This window comes from Pseudomonas linyingensis (assembly GCF_900109175.1).
Taxonomy (GTDB): Bacteria; Pseudomonadota; Gammaproteobacteria; order Pseudomonadales; family Pseudomonadaceae; genus Geopseudomonas; species Geopseudomonas linyingensis.
In genome coordinates this window covers 222,616-239,779 of record NZ_FNZE01000004.1, presented here as the reverse complement: position 1 = coordinate 239,779, position 17,164 = coordinate 222,616, and the positions used below count along the sequence as shown (strand labels likewise).

22 protein-coding genes are annotated in these 17,164 nt (G+C 67.6%); 11 read left to right on the top strand and 11 right to left on the bottom strand.

Annotated elements, in window-relative coordinates; genetic code table 11:
- The first annotated feature begins 88 nt into the window (after positions 1-88).
- The 4 genes from ftsY to rpoH all read left to right on the top strand — a co-directional run bounded on the left by ftsY (position 89) and on the right by rpoH (position 4,051).
- Positions 89-1,405 carry a signal recognition particle-docking protein FtsY gene (ftsY, locus tag BMZ19_RS07035; RefSeq protein WP_090308924.1) on the top strand — a complete coding sequence of 439 codons (1,317 nt, stop codon included), beginning with the start codon at positions 89-91 and terminating at the stop codon, positions 1,403-1,405.
- Complete coding sequence (gene ftsE / locus BMZ19_RS07030; RefSeq protein ID WP_090308921.1) at positions 1,402-2,070, top strand: cell division ATP-binding protein FtsE; 669 nt, start codon at positions 1,402-1,404, stop codon at positions 2,068-2,070. The genes ftsY and ftsE overlap by 4 nt, the downstream gene beginning before the upstream one ends.
- Positions 2,070-3,080: a permease-like cell division protein FtsX gene (gene ftsX, locus BMZ19_RS07025; RefSeq protein WP_090308918.1), complete on the top strand. Its 1,011-nt coding sequence runs from the start codon at positions 2,070-2,072 to the stop codon at positions 3,078-3,080. Before ftsE ends, ftsX begins: the two co-directional genes overlap by 1 nt.
- A gap of 116 nt (positions 3,081-3,196) precedes the next feature.
- A complete protein-coding gene (gene rpoH / locus BMZ19_RS07020) occupies positions 3,197-4,051 on the top strand; it encodes an RNA polymerase sigma factor RpoH (RefSeq protein WP_090308915.1) in 855 nt (284 codons plus the stop codon).
- Between the two features lie 75 nt (positions 4,052-4,126).
- On the opposite strand, the gene mtgA is transcribed toward rpoH, so the two are convergent.
- Positions 4,127-4,831, bottom strand: coding sequence for a monofunctional biosynthetic peptidoglycan transglycosylase (gene mtgA / locus BMZ19_RS07015; protein WP_090308912.1), 705 nt, complete (start codon positions 4,829-4,831; stop codon positions 4,127-4,129).
- A 141-nt stretch (positions 4,832-4,972) separates the two neighbouring features.
- Between mtgA and BMZ19_RS07010 the strand changes: the two genes are divergently transcribed.
- The 4 genes from BMZ19_RS07010 to trmB all read left to right on the top strand — a co-directional run bounded on the left by BMZ19_RS07010 (position 4,973) and on the right by trmB (position 7,318).
- Entirely contained in the window at positions 4,973-5,356 is a 384-nt protein-coding gene (locus tag BMZ19_RS07010; protein ID WP_090308909.1) for a DUF423 domain-containing protein, read from the top strand.
- A gap of 80 nt (positions 5,357-5,436) precedes the next feature.
- Complete coding sequence (gene thiS / locus BMZ19_RS07005) at positions 5,437-5,637, top strand: sulfur carrier protein ThiS (protein ID WP_090308907.1); 201 nt, start codon at positions 5,437-5,439, stop codon at positions 5,635-5,637.
- Between the two features lie 60 nt (positions 5,638-5,697).
- On the top strand, positions 5,698-6,495 hold the full coding sequence (locus tag BMZ19_RS07000; protein WP_090308904.1) for a thiazole synthase: 798 nt from the start codon (positions 5,698-5,700) through the stop codon (positions 6,493-6,495).
- 151 nt (positions 6,496-6,646) lie between these two features.
- The gene (gene trmB / locus BMZ19_RS06995; protein ID WP_244517123.1) at positions 6,647-7,318 is read left to right on the top strand and encodes a tRNA (guanosine(46)-N7)-methyltransferase TrmB; all 672 of its coding nucleotides are present in this window, start codon (positions 6,647-6,649) and stop codon (positions 7,316-7,318) included.
- A gap of 58 nt (positions 7,319-7,376) precedes the next feature.
- Here the strand turns inward: trmB and BMZ19_RS06990 are convergent, their stop codons facing one another.
- From BMZ19_RS06990 to BMZ19_RS06945, 10 genes are all read right to left on the bottom strand, one after another.
- Positions 7,377-7,700 (bottom strand): DUF3392 domain-containing protein, encoded by a 324-nt coding sequence (locus BMZ19_RS06990; RefSeq protein ID WP_090308899.1) that lies wholly within the window; start codon positions 7,698-7,700, stop codon positions 7,377-7,379.
- Between the two features lie 78 nt (positions 7,701-7,778).
- Entirely contained in the window at positions 7,779-8,933 is a 1,155-nt protein-coding gene (gene hemW / locus BMZ19_RS06985) for a radical SAM family heme chaperone HemW (RefSeq protein ID WP_090309193.1), read from the bottom strand.
- A 32-nt stretch (positions 8,934-8,965) separates the two neighbouring features.
- Positions 8,966-9,562, bottom strand: a complete 597-nt coding sequence (gene rdgB / locus BMZ19_RS06980; RefSeq protein WP_090308895.1) for an RdgB/HAM1 family non-canonical purine NTP pyrophosphatase — start codon at positions 9,560-9,562, stop codon at positions 8,966-8,968.
- The gene (locus BMZ19_RS06975; RefSeq protein WP_090308892.1) at positions 9,559-9,990 is read right to left on the bottom strand and encodes a DUF4426 domain-containing protein; all 432 of its coding nucleotides are present in this window, start codon (positions 9,988-9,990) and stop codon (positions 9,559-9,561) included. Before BMZ19_RS06975 ends, rdgB begins: the two co-directional genes overlap by 4 nt.
- A 15-nt stretch (positions 9,991-10,005) precedes the next feature.
- Entirely contained in the window at positions 10,006-10,596 is a 591-nt protein-coding gene (metW, locus tag BMZ19_RS06970) for a methionine biosynthesis protein MetW (protein ID WP_090308889.1), read from the bottom strand.
- A gap of 15 nt (positions 10,597-10,611) precedes the next feature.
- Entirely contained in the window at positions 10,612-11,751 is a 1,140-nt protein-coding gene (gene metX, locus BMZ19_RS06965; protein ID WP_090308886.1) for a homoserine O-succinyltransferase MetX, read from the bottom strand.
- A gap of 77 nt (positions 11,752-11,828) precedes the next feature.
- Positions 11,829-12,128, bottom strand: a complete 300-nt coding sequence (locus tag BMZ19_RS06960; RefSeq protein WP_090308883.1) for a DUF167 domain-containing protein — start codon at positions 12,126-12,128, stop codon at positions 11,829-11,831.
- Positions 12,128-12,721: a YggT family protein gene (locus BMZ19_RS06955; RefSeq protein ID WP_090308881.1), complete on the bottom strand. Its 594-nt coding sequence runs from the start codon at positions 12,719-12,721 to the stop codon at positions 12,128-12,130. Before BMZ19_RS06955 ends, BMZ19_RS06960 begins: the two co-directional genes overlap by 1 nt.
- Positions 12,722-12,730: 9 nt before the next feature.
- Positions 12,731-13,549, bottom strand: a complete 819-nt coding sequence (gene proC, locus BMZ19_RS06950) for a pyrroline-5-carboxylate reductase (protein WP_090308878.1) — start codon at positions 13,547-13,549, stop codon at positions 12,731-12,733.
- Between the two features lie 35 nt (positions 13,550-13,584).
- Entirely contained in the window at positions 13,585-14,292 is a 708-nt protein-coding gene (locus BMZ19_RS06945; protein ID WP_090308875.1) for a YggS family pyridoxal phosphate-dependent enzyme, read from the bottom strand.
- A 71-nt stretch (positions 14,293-14,363) separates the two neighbouring features.
- On the opposite strand from BMZ19_RS06945, the gene BMZ19_RS06940 reads away from it, so the two are divergent.
- The 3 genes from BMZ19_RS06940 (at position 14,364) to BMZ19_RS06930 (ending at position 17,106) form a co-directional block, all read left to right on the top strand.
- Entirely contained in the window at positions 14,364-15,398 is a 1,035-nt protein-coding gene (locus BMZ19_RS06940) for a type IV pilus twitching motility protein PilT (protein ID WP_090308873.1), read from the top strand.
- A 76-nt stretch (positions 15,399-15,474) separates the two neighbouring features.
- Positions 15,475-16,623, top strand: a complete 1,149-nt coding sequence (locus tag BMZ19_RS06935; RefSeq protein ID WP_090308867.1) for a PilT/PilU family type 4a pilus ATPase — start codon at positions 15,475-15,477, stop codon at positions 16,621-16,623.
- A 78-nt stretch (positions 16,624-16,701) separates the two neighbouring features.
- On the top strand, positions 16,702-17,106 hold the full coding sequence (locus tag BMZ19_RS06930) for an NINE protein (protein ID WP_090308866.1): 405 nt from the start codon (positions 16,702-16,704) through the stop codon (positions 17,104-17,106).
- The last annotated feature ends 58 nt before the right edge of the window (positions 17,107-17,164 follow it).

Sequence of the window (17,164 nt, the reverse complement as noted above, 5' to 3'; positions counted from 1 at the left end):
CCGGCGGGCGAGGAGGTGCTAGGATACCCAACCGATTTCCTGGCGGCCACGTCGGTGCGCAGCCGCCCACTTGAGATGCAAGCCGTCCATGTTTGGTTCCAAAGACGACAAGAAGACTCCGGATAGCGGAGAAAAGAAAGGCCTGTTCGGCTGGTTCCGCAAGAAGGGCCCGGCGCAGGTCGAAGAGCAAGCGGCCGCCGCCGAGCCGGTACCTGCTGCTGCGTCCGAGACGCCGGAGGGGGTGGCCGAGCCGGTCGCCGCCGCAGCGCCCGCGGCCGTGCAGGCCGAGCCGCAAGCGCCCGCGGTGGTCGCGCCGTCGGTCATCGAGCCCGAGCCCGCTCCGCAGCCGGTTGTCGAGCCGCTCGCCGCCGCCGCTGCCCTTGAATCCCCAGTCCCCGCGCCCGCCGCTCCTGAACCCACGGCCCCCGAATCCGCCGCGCCGCCCGCCCCGGTCGCCGCCGAGGCGCCGGCCAAGCCGGGCTTCTTCGCCCGTTTGCGCGCCGGCCTGGCCAAGACCAGCGCCAGCCTCGGCGAGGGCATGGCCAGCCTGTTCCTCGGCAAGAAGGCCATCGACGACGATCTGCTCGACGAGTTGGAAACCCGCCTGCTGACCGCCGACGTCGGCGTCGAGGCGACCAACGCGATCATCCAGAGCCTGACCAAGCGCGTGGCGCGCAAGGAGCTGACCGACAGCGATGCGCTGTACAAGGCGCTGCAGGAGGAGCTGGCGGCCATCCTGCGTCCGGTCGAGCAGCCACTGGTCATCGACAGCGGCCGCAAGCCCTACGTGATCCTCGTGGTCGGCGTGAACGGCGCCGGCAAGACCACCACCATCGGCAAGCTGGCCAAGAAGCTGCAGGACGAGGGCAAGAAGGTCATGCTCGCCGCCGGCGACACCTTCCGTGCCGCCGCCGTCGAGCAGCTGCAGGTGTGGGGCGAGCGCAACAGAATTCCGGTGATCGCCCAGCACACCGGTGCCGACTCCGCCTCGGTGATCTTCGATGCGGTGCAGGCCGCCCAGGCCCGCGGCATCGACGTGCTGATCGCCGACACCGCCGGACGCCTGCACACCAAGGACAACCTGATGGAGGAGCTGAAGAAGGTCCGCCGGGTGATCGGCAAGCTCGACGACAGCGCGCCGCACGAGACCCTGCTGGTGCTGGATGCCGGCACCGGGCAGAACGCCCTCAGCCAGGCGCGGCTGTTCCACCAGGCGGTCAACCTCAGCGGCCTGGCGCTGACCAAGCTGGACGGCACCGCCAAGGGCGGGGTGATCTTCGCCCTGGCCAAGCAGATGCAGATGCCGATCCGCTACATCGGCGTCGGCGAGGGTATCGACGATCTGCGTCCGTTCGAGGCCGATGCCTTCGTGAGGGCGCTGTTTGCGGGACAGGAGCAGGCATGATCCAGTTCGAGCAGGTAGGCAAGCGCTATTCCAACGGCCATGTCGGCCTGCACGAGCTGAGTTTCCGTGCCCGGCGCGGCGAGTTCCTGTTCGTCACCGGCCATTCCGGGGCGGGCAAGAGCACCCTGCTGCGCCTGCTGCTGGCGCTGGAGCGTCCGACCAGCGGCAAGCTGCTGCTGGCCGGCCAGGACATCGGCTCGATCCGCAGCTCGGAAATTCCCTTTCTGCGCCGGCAGATCGGCGTGGTGTTCCAGAACCACCACCTGCTGTTCGACCGCAGCGTGTTCGACAACGTCGCCCTGCCGCTGCAGATCCTCGGTCTGCCGCGTGAGGAAATCCGCCAGCGGGTGGACACCGCGCTGGAGCGGGTATCGCTCCAGGAGATGGGCGAGCTGCTGCCGAGCGACCTGTCCAGCGGCCAGCAGCAGCGCGTCGGCATCGCCCGCGCAGTGGTGCACCAGCCGGCCCTGCTGCTGGCCGACGAGCCGACCGGCAACCTCGATCCGCGCCTGGCCGCCGAGATCATGGGCGTCTTCGAGGACATCAACCGCTTGGGGACGACCGTGCTGATCGCCAGTCATGACCTTGCCCTGATCGCGCGCATGCGCCATCGCCTGCTGACCCTGCAACGTGGTCGCCTGATCGGCGACGGGGAGGCGGCCTGATGAGCGCGACCAAGCAGTTGCCGCGCGGCGCCGAGGAAGGCGCGCCGGAGCAGCGTCAGCGCCACCTGCAGGAGGACGAGGCCAGCGACTGGAGCGGCCTGCTGCGCGCCTACCTGGACAGCCATCGCGCCAGCCTGGTCGACAGCCTGCGCCGCCTGGCGGGCCAACCGTTCGGCAGCTTTCTCACCTGTCTGGTGATGGGCATCGCCCTGTCGCTGCCGATGGGCCTGGCCCTGCTGCTCGACAGCGTCGAGCGCCTCGGCGGCTCCTGGCAGCGCGCCGCGCAGATCTCGGTGTTCCTCAAGCTCGAGGTGGCCGACGTCGAGGGCCAGTCCCTGCGCGAGCAGATCGCCGGCATGGAGGAGGTGCTGGCCGCCGAGTGGGTCAGTCGCGAGCAGGCCTTGAGCGAGCTGCAGCAGCATTCGGGTCTCGGCGACGCGCTCAAGGAACTGCCGGAGAATCCCCTGCCGGCGGTGGTGCTGGTCACCCCGCAGGAAATCGACAAGGCCGCCCTGGCTGCCCTGCGCGAGCGTCTCGCGGTGCTGCCCGGCGTGGAGCAGGCGCAGCTCGACCTGCTGTGGGTCGAGCGCCTCGGCGCCATCCTCAAGCTCGGCGAGCGCTTCATCTTCGGCCTGGCGGTGGTGCTGATCCTCGCTCTGCTGCTGGTGATCGGCAACACCATCCGCCTGCACATCGAGAACCGCCGCGCCGAGATCGAAGTGATCAAGCTGGTCGGCGGCACCGACGGCTACGTGCGCCGGCCGTTCCTGTATACCGGGGCATTCTACGGCATCGGCGCCGGTCTACTGGCCTGGGGGCTGCTGGAGTACGGCCTGGGCTGGCTGAACGAATCCGTGGTGGGTCTGGCCGGGCTGTACGACAGCCAGTTCGCCCTCGGTGGCGTGCCGGCCGAGGATGGCCTGTCGCTGCTGGTCGGTGCCGTGCTGCTGGGCTGGGTCGGCGCCTGGCTGGCGGTCGCCCGGCACCTGCGTCAGCTCGAGCCGCAGTAGTAACTATTTGATTTTATTGGTTTTTTTGAAGTGTAAGGGAACTTTTCGTGGGTGTTCCCCGTCTTATTGGCACAGTGCTATAGTCATGAGCTGATTAGGTACCTTGGAGGATGTCCATGTCCACGTCTCTGCAACCTGTATATGCTCTGGCTCCCGGCGCCAACCTGGAGGCCTACGTGCATTCGGTCAACAGCATCCCGCTGTTGTCGGCCGAGCAGGAGCGCGAGCTGGCCGGGCGTCTGTACTACGCGCAGGACCTCGAGGCCGCCCGGCAGATGGTGCTCGCGCACCTGCGCTTCGTGGTGCACATCGCCCGCAGCTACTCCGGTTACGGCCTGGCCCAGGCCGATCTGATCCAGGAAGGCAACGTCGGCCTGATGAAGGCGGTCAAGCGCTTCAACCCGGAAATGGGTGTGCGCCTGGTGTCGTTCGCCGTGCACTGGATCCGCGCCGAGATCCACGAATTCATCCTGCGTAACTGGCGCATCGTCAAGGTCGCCACCACCAAGGCACAGCGCAAGCTGTTCTTCAACCTGCGCAGCCAGAAGAAGCGCCTGGCCTGGCTGAACAACGACGAGGTCAACGCCGTCGCGCAGACGCTGGGCGTCGAAGCCCGCGAAGTGCGCGAGATGGAAAGCCGTCTCACCGGTCAGGACATGGCCTTCGATCCGGCCAGCGATGCCGACGACGACTCGGCCTTCCAGTCGCCGGCGCACTATCTGGAAGACAACCGCTACGATCCGGCGCGCCAGCTGGAAGAGGCCGACTGGAGCGACAGCGCCAACGCCAGCCTGCACGACGCCCTGGAAGGCCTCGACGAGCGCAGCCGCGACATTCTCCAGCAGCGCTGGCTGAGCGAGGAGAAGGCCACCCTGCACGAGTTGGCCGCCAAGTACGGCGTCTCCGCCGAGCGCATCCGCCAGCTGGAAAAGAACGCCATGGGCAAGCTCAAGGGCCGTCTGCTGGCCTGACCAGCAGCGGCTTCGGCGCACAAAAAAACCGCATCCCTGGCTGCGGTTTTTTTGTGCCTGGTGTTCCTGCCGCGTCTAGAGGCGCCTGAGGTAGTGGCTGCCGCCCAGCTGCCACATCTGCTGGCGAATCCAGTTGGCCCGACGGCTGACGTAGGCCCCCGGCCGGCCGGCGCTCCACACGCGCGGGTTGGGCAGTACGGCGGCGAGCAGGCTGGCCTGCTGGCGCGACAGGTAGGGCGCGCCCTTGCCGAAATGGTGGCGGGCTGCGGCCTCGGCGCCGAACACGCCGTTGCCCCACTCGACCGTGTTCAGGTACACCTCGAGGATGCGCTGCTTCGGCCACAGGGTCTCGATCAGCAGGGTGAACCAGGCTTCCAGACCCTTGCGCAGCCAGCTGCGCCCGGACCAGAGGAACAGGTTCTTGGCCACCTGCTGGCTGAGGGTGCTGGCGCCGCGCAGATTGCCGCCGCGCTCGTTGTGGGCCAGGGCGGCGCGGATCGCGGCGACATCGAAGCCCCAGTGCTCGGCGAACTTCTGGTCCTCGGCGGCGATCACCGCCACCTTGAGATCGTCCGGCAGCTCCTGCCAGGGGCGCCAGTCGCGCTGCAGGTCGATCGGCTCGCCGTCCAGCCAGGACTCGAGCTTGCGCTCGACCATCAGTGCGCTGCCCGGCGGCGGCAGCCAGCGCAGGGCCAGCACCAGCAGAGCACTGGCCAGCAGGGCGCCGAGCAGCAGGCGTGCGGCAAGGGCGGGCAGGCGACGGAGAGGAGGGCGGCGCATGGCGAACCGGGTATCGAAACGGGCCGCCAGTATACCGGTCTGCTCGGCGTGGCTGCCGGCAGGCCGTCGTGTTTCTGGGTTTGCCAGCGCCGGCGCGCGGGGCGATCATGCGCCGCTCCATCTCCATGCAGGGATCTGCCCATGCCACGTCTGTTCGTCCTGCTCGCCGCGCTCTACGGTTTCACCGGCGTGGCCCTCGGCGCCTTCGCCGCCCACGGCCTGCGTGGCCGCCTGAGCCCCGAATACCTGGCGGTGTTCCACACCGGCGTGCTCTACCAGTTGGTCCACGCCTTGGCCCTGCTCGGCGTCGGCGTGCTGGCGCTGCGCTGGCATTCGCGCCTGCTGGGCGCGGCCGGCAGCCTGTTCGCCGTCGGCATCCTGCTGTTTTCCGGCAGCCTGTACCTGCTGACCCTGAGCGGCGTGGGCAAGCTGGGCATGGTTACCCCGCTGGGCGGCACCTGCTTCCTCGCCGGCTGGCTGTGCCTGGGGATCGGCGCCTGGAGCGCCCAGGCGCGCCACCACTAGGCCGTCGGGCCGCTGTCTTGGTCATCCTCCGTGATCGGCGCTAGAATGCCGGCTTTCCCTGTGTTTGCGAGCGGATACCCATGCACATTCAGCTGAATGGCGAAGCCCTCGACCTGCCCGACGGTCTGTCCGTCGCCGACCTGCTGGAGCGGCTCGAGCTGACCGGCAAGCGTGTGGCGGTCGAACTCAATCTCGATATCGTGCCGCGCAGCCAGCATGCCGCGACCCGCCTCGGTGAGGGCGACCGCATCGAGGTAGTGCATGCGATCGGCGGCGGCTAGTCGGCTGTCACCCGTACCGTCGTCCATTACCCGTTCCCGCCCGCCCGTATGGAGCCTTCCATGACCCAGTCTTCCCGCACCGACAAGCCGCTGGTCCTTGCCGGCCGCACCTACCACTCGCGTCTGCTGGTCGGCACCGGCAAGTACAAGGATCTCGACGAGACCCGCCTGGCCATCGAGGCCTCCGGCGCGGAGATCGTCACCGTCGCCGTGCGTCGCACCAACATCGGCCAGAACCCCGGCGAGCCCAACCTGCTCGACGTGATTTCGCCGGACAAGTACACCATCCTGCCCAACACCGCCGGCTGCTACGACGCGGTGGAAGCGGTGCGCACCTGCCGCCTGGCCCGCGAACTGCTCGACGGCCACAAGCTGGTCAAGCTGGAAGTGCTGGCCGACCAGAAGACCCTGTTTCCCAACGTGATCGAGACCCTCAAGGCCGCCGAGACCCTGGTCAAGGACGGCTTCGACGTGATGGTCTACACCAGCGACGACCCGATCATCGCCCGCCAGTTGGCCGAGATCGGCTGCATCGCGGTTATGCCGCTGGCCGGTCTGATCGGCACCGGCCTGGGCATCTGCAACCCGTACAACCTGCGCATCATCCTCGAGGAAGCCAAGGTGCCGGTGCTGGTGGATGCCGGCGTGGGCACCGCCTCGGATGCCGCCATCGCCATGGAGCTGGGCTGCGAGGCGGTGCTGATGAACAGCGCCATCGCCCACGCCCAGAACCCGATAGTGATGGCCGAGGCGATGAAGCACGCCATCGTCGCCGGGCGCCTGGCCTACCTGGCCGGACGCATGCCCAAGAAGCTGTATGCCAGCGCCTCGTCGCCGCTGGAAGGGCTGATCCGCTAAGCGATGTTTACATGGGCAGGCCCCGGCGCTGCCCCGACTTCAGCACAGCGAGTCCTGTCCGCGAGGGCAGGGCTCGTTTGTCTTTACAGCGAAAGTGTTCATGACTGACGAAATCCAACAAGCGCCGCAAGCTGCCGGCGAAGTGCGCCGCCTGCGCACCATCAAGAGCTTCGTGATGCGTGCCGGGCGGGTGACCGAGGGCCAGCAGCGCGGCCTCGACCAGGGTTGGCCGAAGTTCGGCCTGGAACTGGAGGACGGCCTGCGTGACTTCGACCAGGTCTTCGGCCGCAGCGCGCCGCGTACCTTCGAGATCGGCTTCGGCATGGGCCACTCGACCCTGGAGATGGCCGCTGCCGCCCCCGAGCAGGACTTCATCGGCGTCGAGGTGCACAAGCCGGGCGTCGGTGCCCTGCTCAGCGGCGCCCTGGCGCAGAACCTCGGCAACATCCGCGTGTACAGCTGCGACGCGCTGGACGTGCTGCGCCAGTGCGTGGCCGACGCCAGCCTGGATCGCGTGCTGCTGTTCTTCCCCGATCCCTGGCACAAGGCCAAGCACAACAAGCGGCGCATCGTGCAGCCGGCGTTCGCCGAGCTGGTGCGCCAGAAGCTCAAGATCGGTGGCGTGCTGCACATGGCCACCGACTGGCAACCCTACGCCGAGCACATGCTGGAAGTGATGAGTGCGGCGCCCGGCTACTGCAACCTGGCCGAGGACGGCGCCTACGTGCCGCGTCCCGAGGAGCGCCCGGTGACCAAGTTCGAGCGCCGCGGCGAGCGCCTCGGCCATGGCGTGTGGGATCTGAAGTTCCAACGCGTGGAGTGAGGCGCTGCTGATGCGACAAAGCCGGGCATTGCCCGGCTTTGTCGTTTCTGGCGGTCGCTCAGCGCCGCTCGGCGATCACGCCGATGCCGATGAACACCAACAGCAGCGCCGGCGCCAGGGTGTAGTTGTTCAGCTGCGCCAGGCCCTTGGCCAGCCAGGGGGTGGCATGCACGATGACCATGCCGTAGCCGATGGCGCAGAGCAGGATGAACAGCAGGGTGCGGAACACGAAGTTCAGGCTGCCAACCTGGCGCTGCAGCCAGGCGTTGAGCCGCGGGCCGAACAGCACCAGCAGCGCGGCGACCACCGCCAGGGCGATCTCGTCGAGATGGCTGCGGCACCAGCGCGACAGGGTGACGAACAGGTCGAGTAGCAGATCCATGCGGACTCCTGACTAGTACGGGAAGGCTCGGGCCAGTTTACCCGGTGCGACGTGACGGGCCTGCCACGCCGCACACGCTTAGGGCAGAAAGTGCTGCAGCAGGTCGTTGAGGAACAGCTGGCCGCGCGCGGTTGGCCTGAGCACCTGAGGATCGGCATCCAACAGGCCGGCCTGGCGCGCTAGGGCGCAGGCCTCGGCGATACTGGCCAGCGGCAGGCCGGTGCGCTGCTCGAACAGCGCGGCCGGCACCCCCTCGGTCAGGCGCAGGGCGTTCATCATGAACTCGAACGGCAGCTCGGCTGCCTCCAGCAGGCGTTCGCCGGCCTGGAACTGTTTGTCCGGGTCGAGGTAGTCCCTGGGCAGGCGGGTCTTCCAACTGCGGCGGATCTGCCCGTTCGGGGCGCTGAGCTTGGCGTGGGCACCGGCGCCGATGCCAAGGAAGTCGCCAAAGCTCCAGTAGTTGAGGTTGTGCCGGGCGCGGCGGTTGTCGCGCGCATAGGCCGAGGTCTCGTACTGGGCGAAGCCCTCGCTGGCCAGCAGCGCCTGGCCGGCCTCCTGGATGTCCCAGAGGATGTCGTCCTCGGGAACCTCCGGTGGCTGGCTCCAGAACACCGTGTTCGGCTCCAGGGTCAGCTGGTACCAAGACAGGTGGGTCGGCTCCAGAGCGATGGCCTGACGCAGGTCGGCCAGCGCGCCGGCGACGTCTTGGCCGGGCAGGCCGTGCATCAGGTCGAGGTTGAAGTTGTCGAAGCCGGCCGCGCGCGCCATCCCGGCGGCGCGGATCGCCTCATCACCGTCGTGGATGCGTCCCAGCGCCTTGAGCTGTTCGCTCTGGAAGCTCTGCACGCCGATCGACAGGCGATTGATGCCGAGCCGGCGGTAGTCGACGAACTTGGCCTGCTCGAAGGTGCCGGGGTTGGCCTCGAGGGTGATCTCGATGTCGTGGGCGAAGCCCAGGCGCCGCTCGACGCCGCGGAGCAGGCGGTCGAGAGCGCGCGCCGAGAACAGGCTGGGCGTGCCGCCGCCGAAGAAGATCGACCCCAGCTCGCGGCCATGGGCGGCGGGCAGGTCGGCGTCGAGGTCGGCGAGCAGGGCGTCGACGTAGGCTTCTTCCGGCAGTTCCGGGCCGGCGGCGTGGGAGTTGAAGTCGCAGTACGGGCATTTGCGCACGCACCACGGGATGTGGATGTACAGCGCCAGCGGCGGCAGCTGGAACTGCCCGGCCGGCGACACGCGAGGCGTGCCGCCATGGTCGCTCACGCCGCTCAAGCGAGGCTCAGCCGCTGCTTGAGCAGGGCCATGGCCCGCGCGCGGTGGCTCAGCTGATTCTTCTCGGCCGGCGCCAGCTCGGCGCTGGCGCACTCGCGCTCGGGTACCCAGAACAGCGGGTCGTAGCCGAAGCCGCCCTCGCCGCGGGCCTTGTGGAGGATGCGGCCGTGCCACAGGCCCTCGCAGATGATCGGCAGCGGATCGTCGGCGTGCTGCACCAGGGCCAGGGCGCAGACGAACTGGGCGCCGCGCTCGGCGTCCGGCACGTCCTGCAGTGCCTCCAGCAACTTGGCGTTGTTGGCCGCATCGCCGAGACCGTCGGCGTAGCGCGCCGAGCGGATGCCCGGAGCGCCGCCGAGGGCGTCCACGGCCAGGCCCGAATCGTCGGCCAGCGCCGGCAGGCCGGACACCCGTGCGGCGTGGCGGGCCTTGAGGATGGCGTTCTCGACGAAGCTCAGGCCGGTTTCCTCCGGCTCGTGGCTGCTGAACTCGGCCACCGAGCGCACGCGCACGGCGTCGCCCAGCATGGCCTGCAGTTCCTTGAGCTTGCCGGCGTTGTGGCTGGCCAGTACCAGTTCGGTCAGGGCTTTCATTCGTCGGGGAATACTTCCTGGTTGAAGGTGAGGCTGTGGGTGGCGCTGCCTTCCTGCACCTTGAGGTCGAAGGTCAGCACCTCGCGGTCGTTCATGCTGAACTGCGCCAGGTGATAGACCGCCTGGGTGTCACCCTCGCCTTCGCTGACGCGCTGGAAGTTCAGCGTCTTGCTCTGGCCGAGGAGGTTCTTCACCGAGCCGCTGACGACGGCGGCGGATACCGCCTTGCCGGCGCGCATCACCGCGACGTTGACCACGCCCTGGGTCTTGCTGCGGGTCAGGCCGGAGGCGGCGGCGATGTCCGGCTGCAGGAAGCTGGAGTTGAATACGTTGTAGTGCACCTCGAGGTCGCCGAAACGTTGCAGGCGTTCAGCGGCGGCCGGCAGGGCCAGGCTCAGGGTCAGCAGGAGGAGGGCTAGGCGACGCATGGTGGATCTCCTTGGTCAGCGGGTGACTCGGTAGATACCGATCTCACCCAACAGATTAGGCCACAGGCGGGTGAGTGCATGCAGCCGGTGGTCGCGGTCCACCGCCAGGCGATCGAGCACGCGCAGGCGCTGTTCGCGGCACAGTGCCTCGAAGTCGCGGAAGGTGCAGAAGTGGATGTTCGGCGTGTTGTACCAGGTGTAGGGCAGGAAGTCCGAGCGTGGCATCTCGCCGCGACGCGTCAGGTACCAGCGACAGCGCCAGTGGGCGAAGTTGGGGAAGGTGATGATGCAGGTCTTGCCGACCCGCAGCATGTCGCGCAGCAGGCGGTCGGGGTAGTGCACCGCCTGCAGGGTCTGGGTCATCACCACCACGTCGAAGCTGTCGTCGCCGAAGTGGTCGAGACCGAGGTCCAGATCCTGCTCGATGACGTTGACCCCGTGGTCCAGGCACAGGGCGATCTTGTCCGGATCGCGCTCCAGGCCGTAGCCGTGCACCTGCTTGTGCTCGCGCAGCCAGGCCAGCAGCTCGCCATTGCCGCAGCCGAGGTCGAGGACCCGGCTGCCGGCGGGGATCCATTCCTGAATGATTTCCAGATCGGCACGCATGTCGGACAGGCTTCCTTACACGGCAATACGGTTCATGTAGCGACCAAAGCCCTGCAGGTAGCGCGGGCTGGGGATGAGGAAGGCGTCGTGGCCGTGGGCCGACTCGATTTCCAGGTAGCTGACGTTCTTCTTCGCCGCCACCAGGGCGTCGACGATCTCCCGCGAGCGCGCCGGCGAGAAGCGCCAGTCGGTGGAGAAGGAGATCACGCAGAAGTCGGCCTTGGCCGGTTCGAGGGTGCGCACCAGGTCGCCGTCATGGGCGGCGGCCGGGTCGAAGTAGTCCAGCGCCTTGGTCATCAGCAGGTAGGTATTGGCGTCGAAGCGCCCGGAGAACTCCTCGCCCTGGTAGCGCAGGTAGCTCTCGACCTGGAACTCGACGCTGTGGAAGTCGTAGTTGAGCTGGTCGGTCTTCAGTTCGCGGCCGAATTTCTCGCCCATGGCGTCGTCGGACAGGTAGGTGATGTGGCCGACCATGCGCGCCAGCATCAGACCGCGCCTGGGGATGGTGCCCTGCTCCTGGAAGTGGCCGCCGTGAAAGTCCGGATCGGTGAGGATCGCCTGGCGCGCCACCTCGTTGAAGGCGATGTTCTGCGCCGACAGCTTGGGCGCCGAGGCGATCACCAGGCAATGGCGGATGCGTTCGGGGTAGCTGATGCTCCACTGCATGGCCTGCATGCCGCCCAGACTGCCGCCGACCACCGCGGCCCACTGGGCGATGCCGAGGGCGTCGGCCAGGCGTGCCTGGCTGTGCACCCAGTCTTCCACGGTCAGCACCGGGAAGTCGGCGCCGTAGGCGCGGCCGGTTTCCGGGTTGCGGCTGCCGGGTCCGGTGGAGCCGTTGCAGCCGCCGAGGTTGTTGAGGCTGACGACGAAGAACTTGCGGGTGTCGATCGGCTTGCCGGGGCCGATGCAGCTGTCCCACCAGCCCGGCTTGCGGTCGTCGGGGCTGTGGTAGCCGGCGGCGTGGTGGTGGCCGGAGAGGGCATGGCAGATCAGCACGGCATTGCTGCGCTCGGCGTTGAGCGTGCCGTAGGTTTCGTAGACCAGCTCGTAGTCGGCCAGCTGGCGGCCGCAGGCCAGCGGGAGGGGGTCCTTGAAGTGCAGTACCTGGGGACTGACCAGGCCGACGGAATCTTCGGCGAAGACGGTGGGCATCGACCCTGCTCTCGAAAAATGAAGTGCGCCAGTCTAAAGAGCGCTGCCCCCAGGGGCAAGGGCGCGGCCCCGCAAGCTCAGCGCCCGGCCGCGAGTTCCGCGGCCAACTCCGCCGGCAGCTTCTGCGGCGCGTGGATGCGCACGCGCTTCTGCCGGTTGAGTTCGCCGCTTTCCAGGCTGACCTGACTCTTGGCCACGCCGAAGGCCTTGCCGAGGAAGGCCAGCAGGTGGGCGTTGGCCTTGCCCTCCACCGGCGGCGCGGTGAGGCGGATCTTCAGGCGCTCGCCATGCAGCCCGGCGAACTCGTCCTTGCTGGCCTTGGGCTGCAGGTGGCAGGCGAGGATCAGGTCCTCGCCGTCCCAGCGGAACCAGCTCATCAGAGGAACGGGCTGAGCAGCTGGGGCATGTGGCTCATGGCGGCGAGGTTCTTGATCACCAGCATGTCCACCAGGTTCAACGCGATGAAGGCGAAGATCGGCGAGATGTCCAGGCCGCCGAGGTTCGGCAGGATGCGCCGGATCGGCATCAGCAGCGGCTCGCAGAGCTGGTTGACCAGCTGGGCACCGGGGTTGTGGCTGTGCGGGGCGACCCAGGAGAGGATCACGCTGGCGATCAGGGCGAAGAAGAAGATCTTCACGAACAGCGCGGTGACGCCGATCACCGACCAGACCAGCAGTTGCGGCAGCAGGGCGCCGAAGCCGTAGCCCATCAGCAGCAGGGTGAGGATCATCAGCAGCAGCTGGACCAGCAGCGCCAGCACCAGGGAGGCCAGGTCGAGGCCGCCGAAGCCGGGAATCACCTTGCGCAGCGGGTTGAGCAGCGGCTTGGTGGCCTTGACCGCGAACTGGCTGAGCGGATTGTAGAAGTCGGCACGCACCAGCTGGAGGATGAAGCGCAGCAGGACGATCAGCAGGTACAGGCTGCCGAGGGTCTGCAATACGTAGACGGCGGCAGTGTTGAGTCCGTTCATCGGGGCTCCTTATTGACCGAGCTGCTCGGCCAGTTCGGCCGAGCGGTGGGCGGCAGCCTGCAGGGCCTGGTCGACCAGCACCTCGAAGCCACCGGCCTGGAAGGCCTTGATCGCCGCCTCGGTGGTGCCGTTGGGTGAAGTCACCCGGCGGCGCAGTTCGGCCGGATCGAAGTCGCTGACCAGCGCCATGCGCGCCGCGCCGAAGGCGGTCTGGCGGGCCAGCAGGCTGGCGGTTTCGGCGGGCAGGCCGAGGCGCTCGCCGGCGGCGGTCATCGCCTCCATGAGCAGGAAGAAGTAGGCCGGACCGCTGCCGGACACTGCGGTCACCGCGTCGATCTGCTGCTCCTCGTCCAGCCACAGCACCAGGCCGACCGCATCCAGCAGGGCCTCGGCCTGCTCGCGCTGGGCCGCGCTGGTGCGCGCGTTGGCGTACAGGCCGCTGGCGCCTTCATGGAGCAGCGCCGGGGTGTTGGGCATGCAGCGCACGATGGCCTGCTCGCCGAGCCAGCGCTCGAGGCTGGCGCAGGGGATGCCGGCGGCGATGGAGACGATCAGCACGCCGGCCGGCAGCGCCGGAGCGAGGGCCAGGCAGACCTCCTTCATCACCTGCGGCTTGACCGCCAGCACCACGATGTCGGCGCCGGCCGCGGCGGCGGCGTTGTCCTCGAAGACGGCGATGCCGTGCTCTCCGGCGATGCGCTGGCGCTGCTCGGCCTGTGGTTCGCTGGCGGTGATGCGCTCGGCGGGCACGCTGCGGGCGATCAGGCCGCCGATCAGGCTGGTGGCCATGTTGCCGGCGCCGATGAAGGCAATACGCGGATGGGTCATGGGGCAAATTCCTTTCTGGTCGGGGAGTCGCCGCCTCAGCGGACGGAACTCTCGGAGGATTTCTGAGGGTAGTCGCGGGCGCCGAACAGCGCGCTGCCGATGCGCACCCAGCTGGCGCCCTCGGCGATGGCCGCTTCGAGGTCGTCGCTCATGCCCATCGACAGGGTGTCGAGTTCCAGCGGCAGGCTGTCCTTGAGCTGACGCAGGCGGGCGAAGGCGGCGCGCTGGGCGGCGACGTCCGGGGTCGGTTCGGGGATGGCCATCAGCCCGCGCAGGCGCAGATGCGGCAGGGCGGCCACCGCGGCGGCCAGCGCCGGCAGCTCCGCGGGTTCGCAGCCGGACTTGCTGGCCTCGCCGCTGACGTTGACCTGCAGGCAGATGTTCAGGGGTTCGAGGTGCGCGGGGCGTTGGGCGGACAGACGCTCGGCGATCTTCAGGCGATCCACCGAGTGCACCCAGGCGAAGTGCTCGGCCAGCGGTTTGGTCTTGTTCGACTGGATCGGGCCGATGAAATGCCAGACCAGGTCCAGGCCGGCCAGTTCGGCCTGCTTGGCCAGGGCTTCCTGCAGGTAGTTCTCGCCGAAGTCGCGCTGGCCGCAGGCGCGGGCGTCGCGCAGGGCATCCGCCGGCTTGCTCTTGCTCACCGCCAGCAGCTGTACCGTTTGCGGATCGCGTCCGGATGCTTGCGCCGCCTCACGGATGCGCGTTCGGACCTTTGCAATATTGTCGTGGATCGTGGACATTTACTTCCGCTTCCTGCCCGGCCGCTGGCTGTCGCAGCATTCTACCCGCTTGTTTGTGATTGGGGACCCCCATGGATATTACCGAGCTGCTGGCCTTCAGCGCCAAGCAGGGCGCATCGGACCTGCACCTCTCCGCCGGTCTGCCGCCGATGATCCGCGTCGATGGCGACGTGCGCCGCATCAACCTGCCGCCGATGGAGCACAAGCAGGTGCATGCGCTGATCTACGACATCATGAACGACAAGCAGCGCAAGGACTTCGAGGAGTTCCTCGAGACCGACTTCTCCTTCGAGGTGCCCGGCGTGGCGCGCTTCCGGGTCAACGCGTTCAACCAGAACCGCGGTTCCGGCGCGGTGTTCCGGACCATTCCCTCGCGCGTGCTGAGCATGGAAGACCTCGGCATGGGCGAGGTGTTCAAGAAGATTTCCGATGTGCCGCGCGGCCTGGTACTGGTCACCGGGCCGACCGGCTCGGGCAAGTCGACCACCCTGGCGGCGATGATCGACTACATCAACAGCAACAAGTACCACCACATCCTCACCATCGAGGACCCGATCGAATTCGTCCACGAGTCGAAGAAGTGCCTGGTCAACCAGCGCGAGGTGCACCGCGACACCCTCGGCTTCTCCGAGGCGCTGCGCTCGGCCCTGCGTGAAGACCCGGACATCATCCTGGTCGGCGAGATGCGCGACCTGGAAACCATCCGCCTGGCGCTGACCGCCGCGGAAACCGGTCACCTGGTGTTCGGCACCCTGCACACCACCTCGGCAGCGAAGACCATCGACCGGGTGGTCGACGTGTTCCCCGCCGAGGAGAAGTCCATGGTCCGCTCCATGCTCTCCGAGTCGCTGCAGGCGGTGATCTCGCAGACCCTGCTGAAGAAGACCGGCGGTGGCCGGGTGGCGGCCCACGAGATCATGATCGGCACCCCGGCGATCCGCAACCTGATCCGCGAGGACAAGGTGGCGCAGATGTATTCGGCGATCCAGACCGGCGGTGCGCTGGGCATGCAGACCCTCGACGCCTGCCTGAAGACCCTGCTCAGCAAGGGCCTGGTCAGTCGCGAGGCGGCCAAGGAAAAGGCCAAGGCGCCGGAAAGCCTGTAACCGTTCGGCCAGGCGGCCCGGTCGGGCGCCTGGCTGCCAACGCTGCCTGGGCAGCGGGAAGAATCAAGGGAAAACCATGGAATTCGAGAAACTGCTGCGCCTGATGATCGAGAAGGGCGGCTCCGACCTGTTCATCACCGCCGGGGTGCCGCCGTCGATGAAGGTCAACGGACGCATCCTGCCGGTGACCAAGAACCCGATGTCCCCCGAGCAGACCCGCGAGACCGTGCTGTCGGTGATGAACGAGCAGCAGCGCCGCGAACTGGCCGAGACCCACGAGTGCAACTTCGCCATCAGCGCGCGCGGCGTCGGTCGCTTCCGGGTCAGCGCCTTCTACCAGCGCAATCTGGTGGGCATGGTGCTGCGCCGCATCGAGACCAACATCCCGACCATCGAGGAGCTCAAGCTGCCCGAGGTGCTCAAGCAGCTGTCGATGAGCAAGCGCGGCCTGGTGCTGTTCGTCGGCGGTACCGGTGCGGGCAAGTCGACCTCGCTGGCGGCGATGATCGGCGAGCGCAACCGGAACTCCCAGGGCCACATCATCACCATCGAGGACCCCATCGAGTTCATCCACCAGCACCAGGGCTGCATCGTCACCCAGCGTGAGGTGGGCATCGATACCGAGTCGTTCGAGGTGGCGCTGAAGAACACCCTGCGCCAGGCGCCGGACGTGATCATGATCGGCGAGGTGCGCACCCGCGAGACCATGGACTACGCGGTGGCCTTCGCCGAGACCGGCCATCTGTGCCTGGCCACCCTGCACGCCAACAACGCCAACCAGGCGCTGGACCGCATCATCCACTTCTTTCCGGCGGACCGCCACGAGCAGGCGTGGATGGATCTGTCGCTCAACCTCAAGGCCATCGTCGCCCAGCAGCTGGTGCCGACTCCGGACGGCAAGGGTCGTCGGGTGGTGATCGAGGTGCTGATCAACACCCCATTGGCGGCCGACCTGATCCGCAAGGGCGAGGTGCACGAGCTGAAGAACCTGATGAAGCGCTCCACCGAACAGGGCATGCAAACCTTCGACCAGGCGCTGTACCATCTGTACAGCAATGGCGAGATCACCTACGAGGATGCGCTGGCCCATGCCGACTCGGCCAACGACCTGCGCCTGATGATCAAGCTCGGTTCGGAAACCGACGCCGAGCACCTCGGCAGCCTGACCCAGAGCCTGAGCCTCGAGCGCAACGAAGAGGATCATCCGGGGCTGCGCCGCCGCTGAGGGGAACGCCTGGCCGTGCAGTCGGTCGAAGCGGGTGGCAGCCTTGGCTGTCACCCTTGATTCTTTCCAGGAGGCGGCATGACGACATTGACTCGGGATACCCACAGCAAGCTGATCGGCTACCTGTTGTGGATCTTCGGCTTTCTCGGCGCGCACCGCTTCTACTACGGGCGTCCGGTGACCGGCACCATCTGGTTCTTCACCCTCGGCCTGCTCGGCATCGGCTGGCTGATCGACCTGTTCCTGATCCCCGGCATGGACCGCGAGGCCGACATGCGCTTCCATAGCGGGCGCACCAGCTACAACGTGGCGTGGATCCTGCTGACCTTTCTCGGCGTGTTCGGCGTGCACCGCATGTACATGGGCAAATGGATCACCGGCATCCTCTACCTGTGCACCGGTGGTTTCTTCCTGGTCGGCGTGCTCTATGACTTCTGGACCCTCAACGACCAGATCTCGGTACGCAATGCCTGGCGTTTCTGACCCGGACCCGCAACGACAAGGCCCGCCATTTGGCGGGCCTTGTCGTTTACACGGAGCC

Bases quoted from the DNA above. Each gene is read 5' to 3' on its own strand.
- ftsY (WP_090308924.1), top strand. From the start codon at position 89: ATGTTTGGTTCCAAAGACGACAAGAAGACTCCGGATAGCGGAGAAAAG.
- ftsE (WP_090308921.1), top strand. From the start codon at position 1,402: ATGATCCAGTTCGAGCAGGTAGGCAAGCGCTATTCCAACGGCCATGTC.
- ftsX (WP_090308918.1), top strand. From the start codon at position 2,070: ATGAGCGCGACCAAGCAGTTGCCGCGCGGCGCCGAGGAAGGCGCGCCG.
- rpoH (WP_090308915.1), top strand. From the start codon at position 3,197: ATGTCCACGTCTCTGCAACCTGTATATGCTCTGGCTCCCGGCGCCAAC.
- mtgA (WP_090308912.1), bottom strand. From the start codon at position 4,831: ATGCGCCGCCCTCCTCTCCGTCGCCTGCCCGCCCTTGCCGCACGCCTG.
- BMZ19_RS07010 (WP_090308909.1), top strand. From the start codon at position 4,973: ATGCCACGTCTGTTCGTCCTGCTCGCCGCGCTCTACGGTTTCACCGGC.
- thiS (WP_090308907.1), top strand. From the start codon at position 5,437: ATGCACATTCAGCTGAATGGCGAAGCCCTCGACCTGCCCGACGGTCTG.
- BMZ19_RS07000 (WP_090308904.1), top strand. From the start codon at position 5,698: ATGACCCAGTCTTCCCGCACCGACAAGCCGCTGGTCCTTGCCGGCCGC.
- BMZ19_RS06990 (WP_090308899.1), bottom strand. From the start codon at position 7,700: ATGGATCTGCTACTCGACCTGTTCGTCACCCTGTCGCGCTGGTGCCGC.
- rdgB (WP_090308895.1), bottom strand. From the start codon at position 9,562: ATGAAAGCCCTGACCGAACTGGTACTGGCCAGCCACAACGCCGGCAAG.
- BMZ19_RS06975 (WP_090308892.1), bottom strand. From the start codon at position 9,990: ATGCGTCGCCTAGCCCTCCTCCTGCTGACCCTGAGCCTGGCCCTGCCG.
- metW (WP_090308889.1), bottom strand. From the start codon at position 10,596: ATGCGTGCCGATCTGGAAATCATTCAGGAATGGATCCCCGCCGGCAGC.
- metX (WP_090308886.1), bottom strand. From the start codon at position 11,751: ATGCCCACCGTCTTCGCCGAAGATTCCGTCGGCCTGGTCAGTCCCCAG.
- BMZ19_RS06960 (WP_090308883.1), bottom strand. From the start codon at position 12,128: ATGAGCTGGTTCCGCTGGGACGGCGAGGACCTGATCCTCGCCTGCCAC.
- BMZ19_RS06955 (WP_090308881.1), bottom strand. From the start codon at position 12,721: ATGAACGGACTCAACACTGCCGCCGTCTACGTATTGCAGACCCTCGGC.
- proC (WP_090308878.1), bottom strand. From the start codon at position 13,549: ATGACCCATCCGCGTATTGCCTTCATCGGCGCCGGCAACATGGCCACC.
- BMZ19_RS06945 (WP_090308875.1), bottom strand. From the start codon at position 14,292: ATGTCCACGATCCACGACAATATTGCAAAGGTCCGAACGCGCATCCGT.
- BMZ19_RS06940 (WP_090308873.1), top strand. From the start codon at position 14,364: ATGGATATTACCGAGCTGCTGGCCTTCAGCGCCAAGCAGGGCGCATCG.
- BMZ19_RS06935 (WP_090308867.1), top strand. From the start codon at position 15,475: ATGGAATTCGAGAAACTGCTGCGCCTGATGATCGAGAAGGGCGGCTCC.
- BMZ19_RS06930 (WP_090308866.1), top strand. From the start codon at position 16,702: ATGACGACATTGACTCGGGATACCCACAGCAAGCTGATCGGCTACCTG.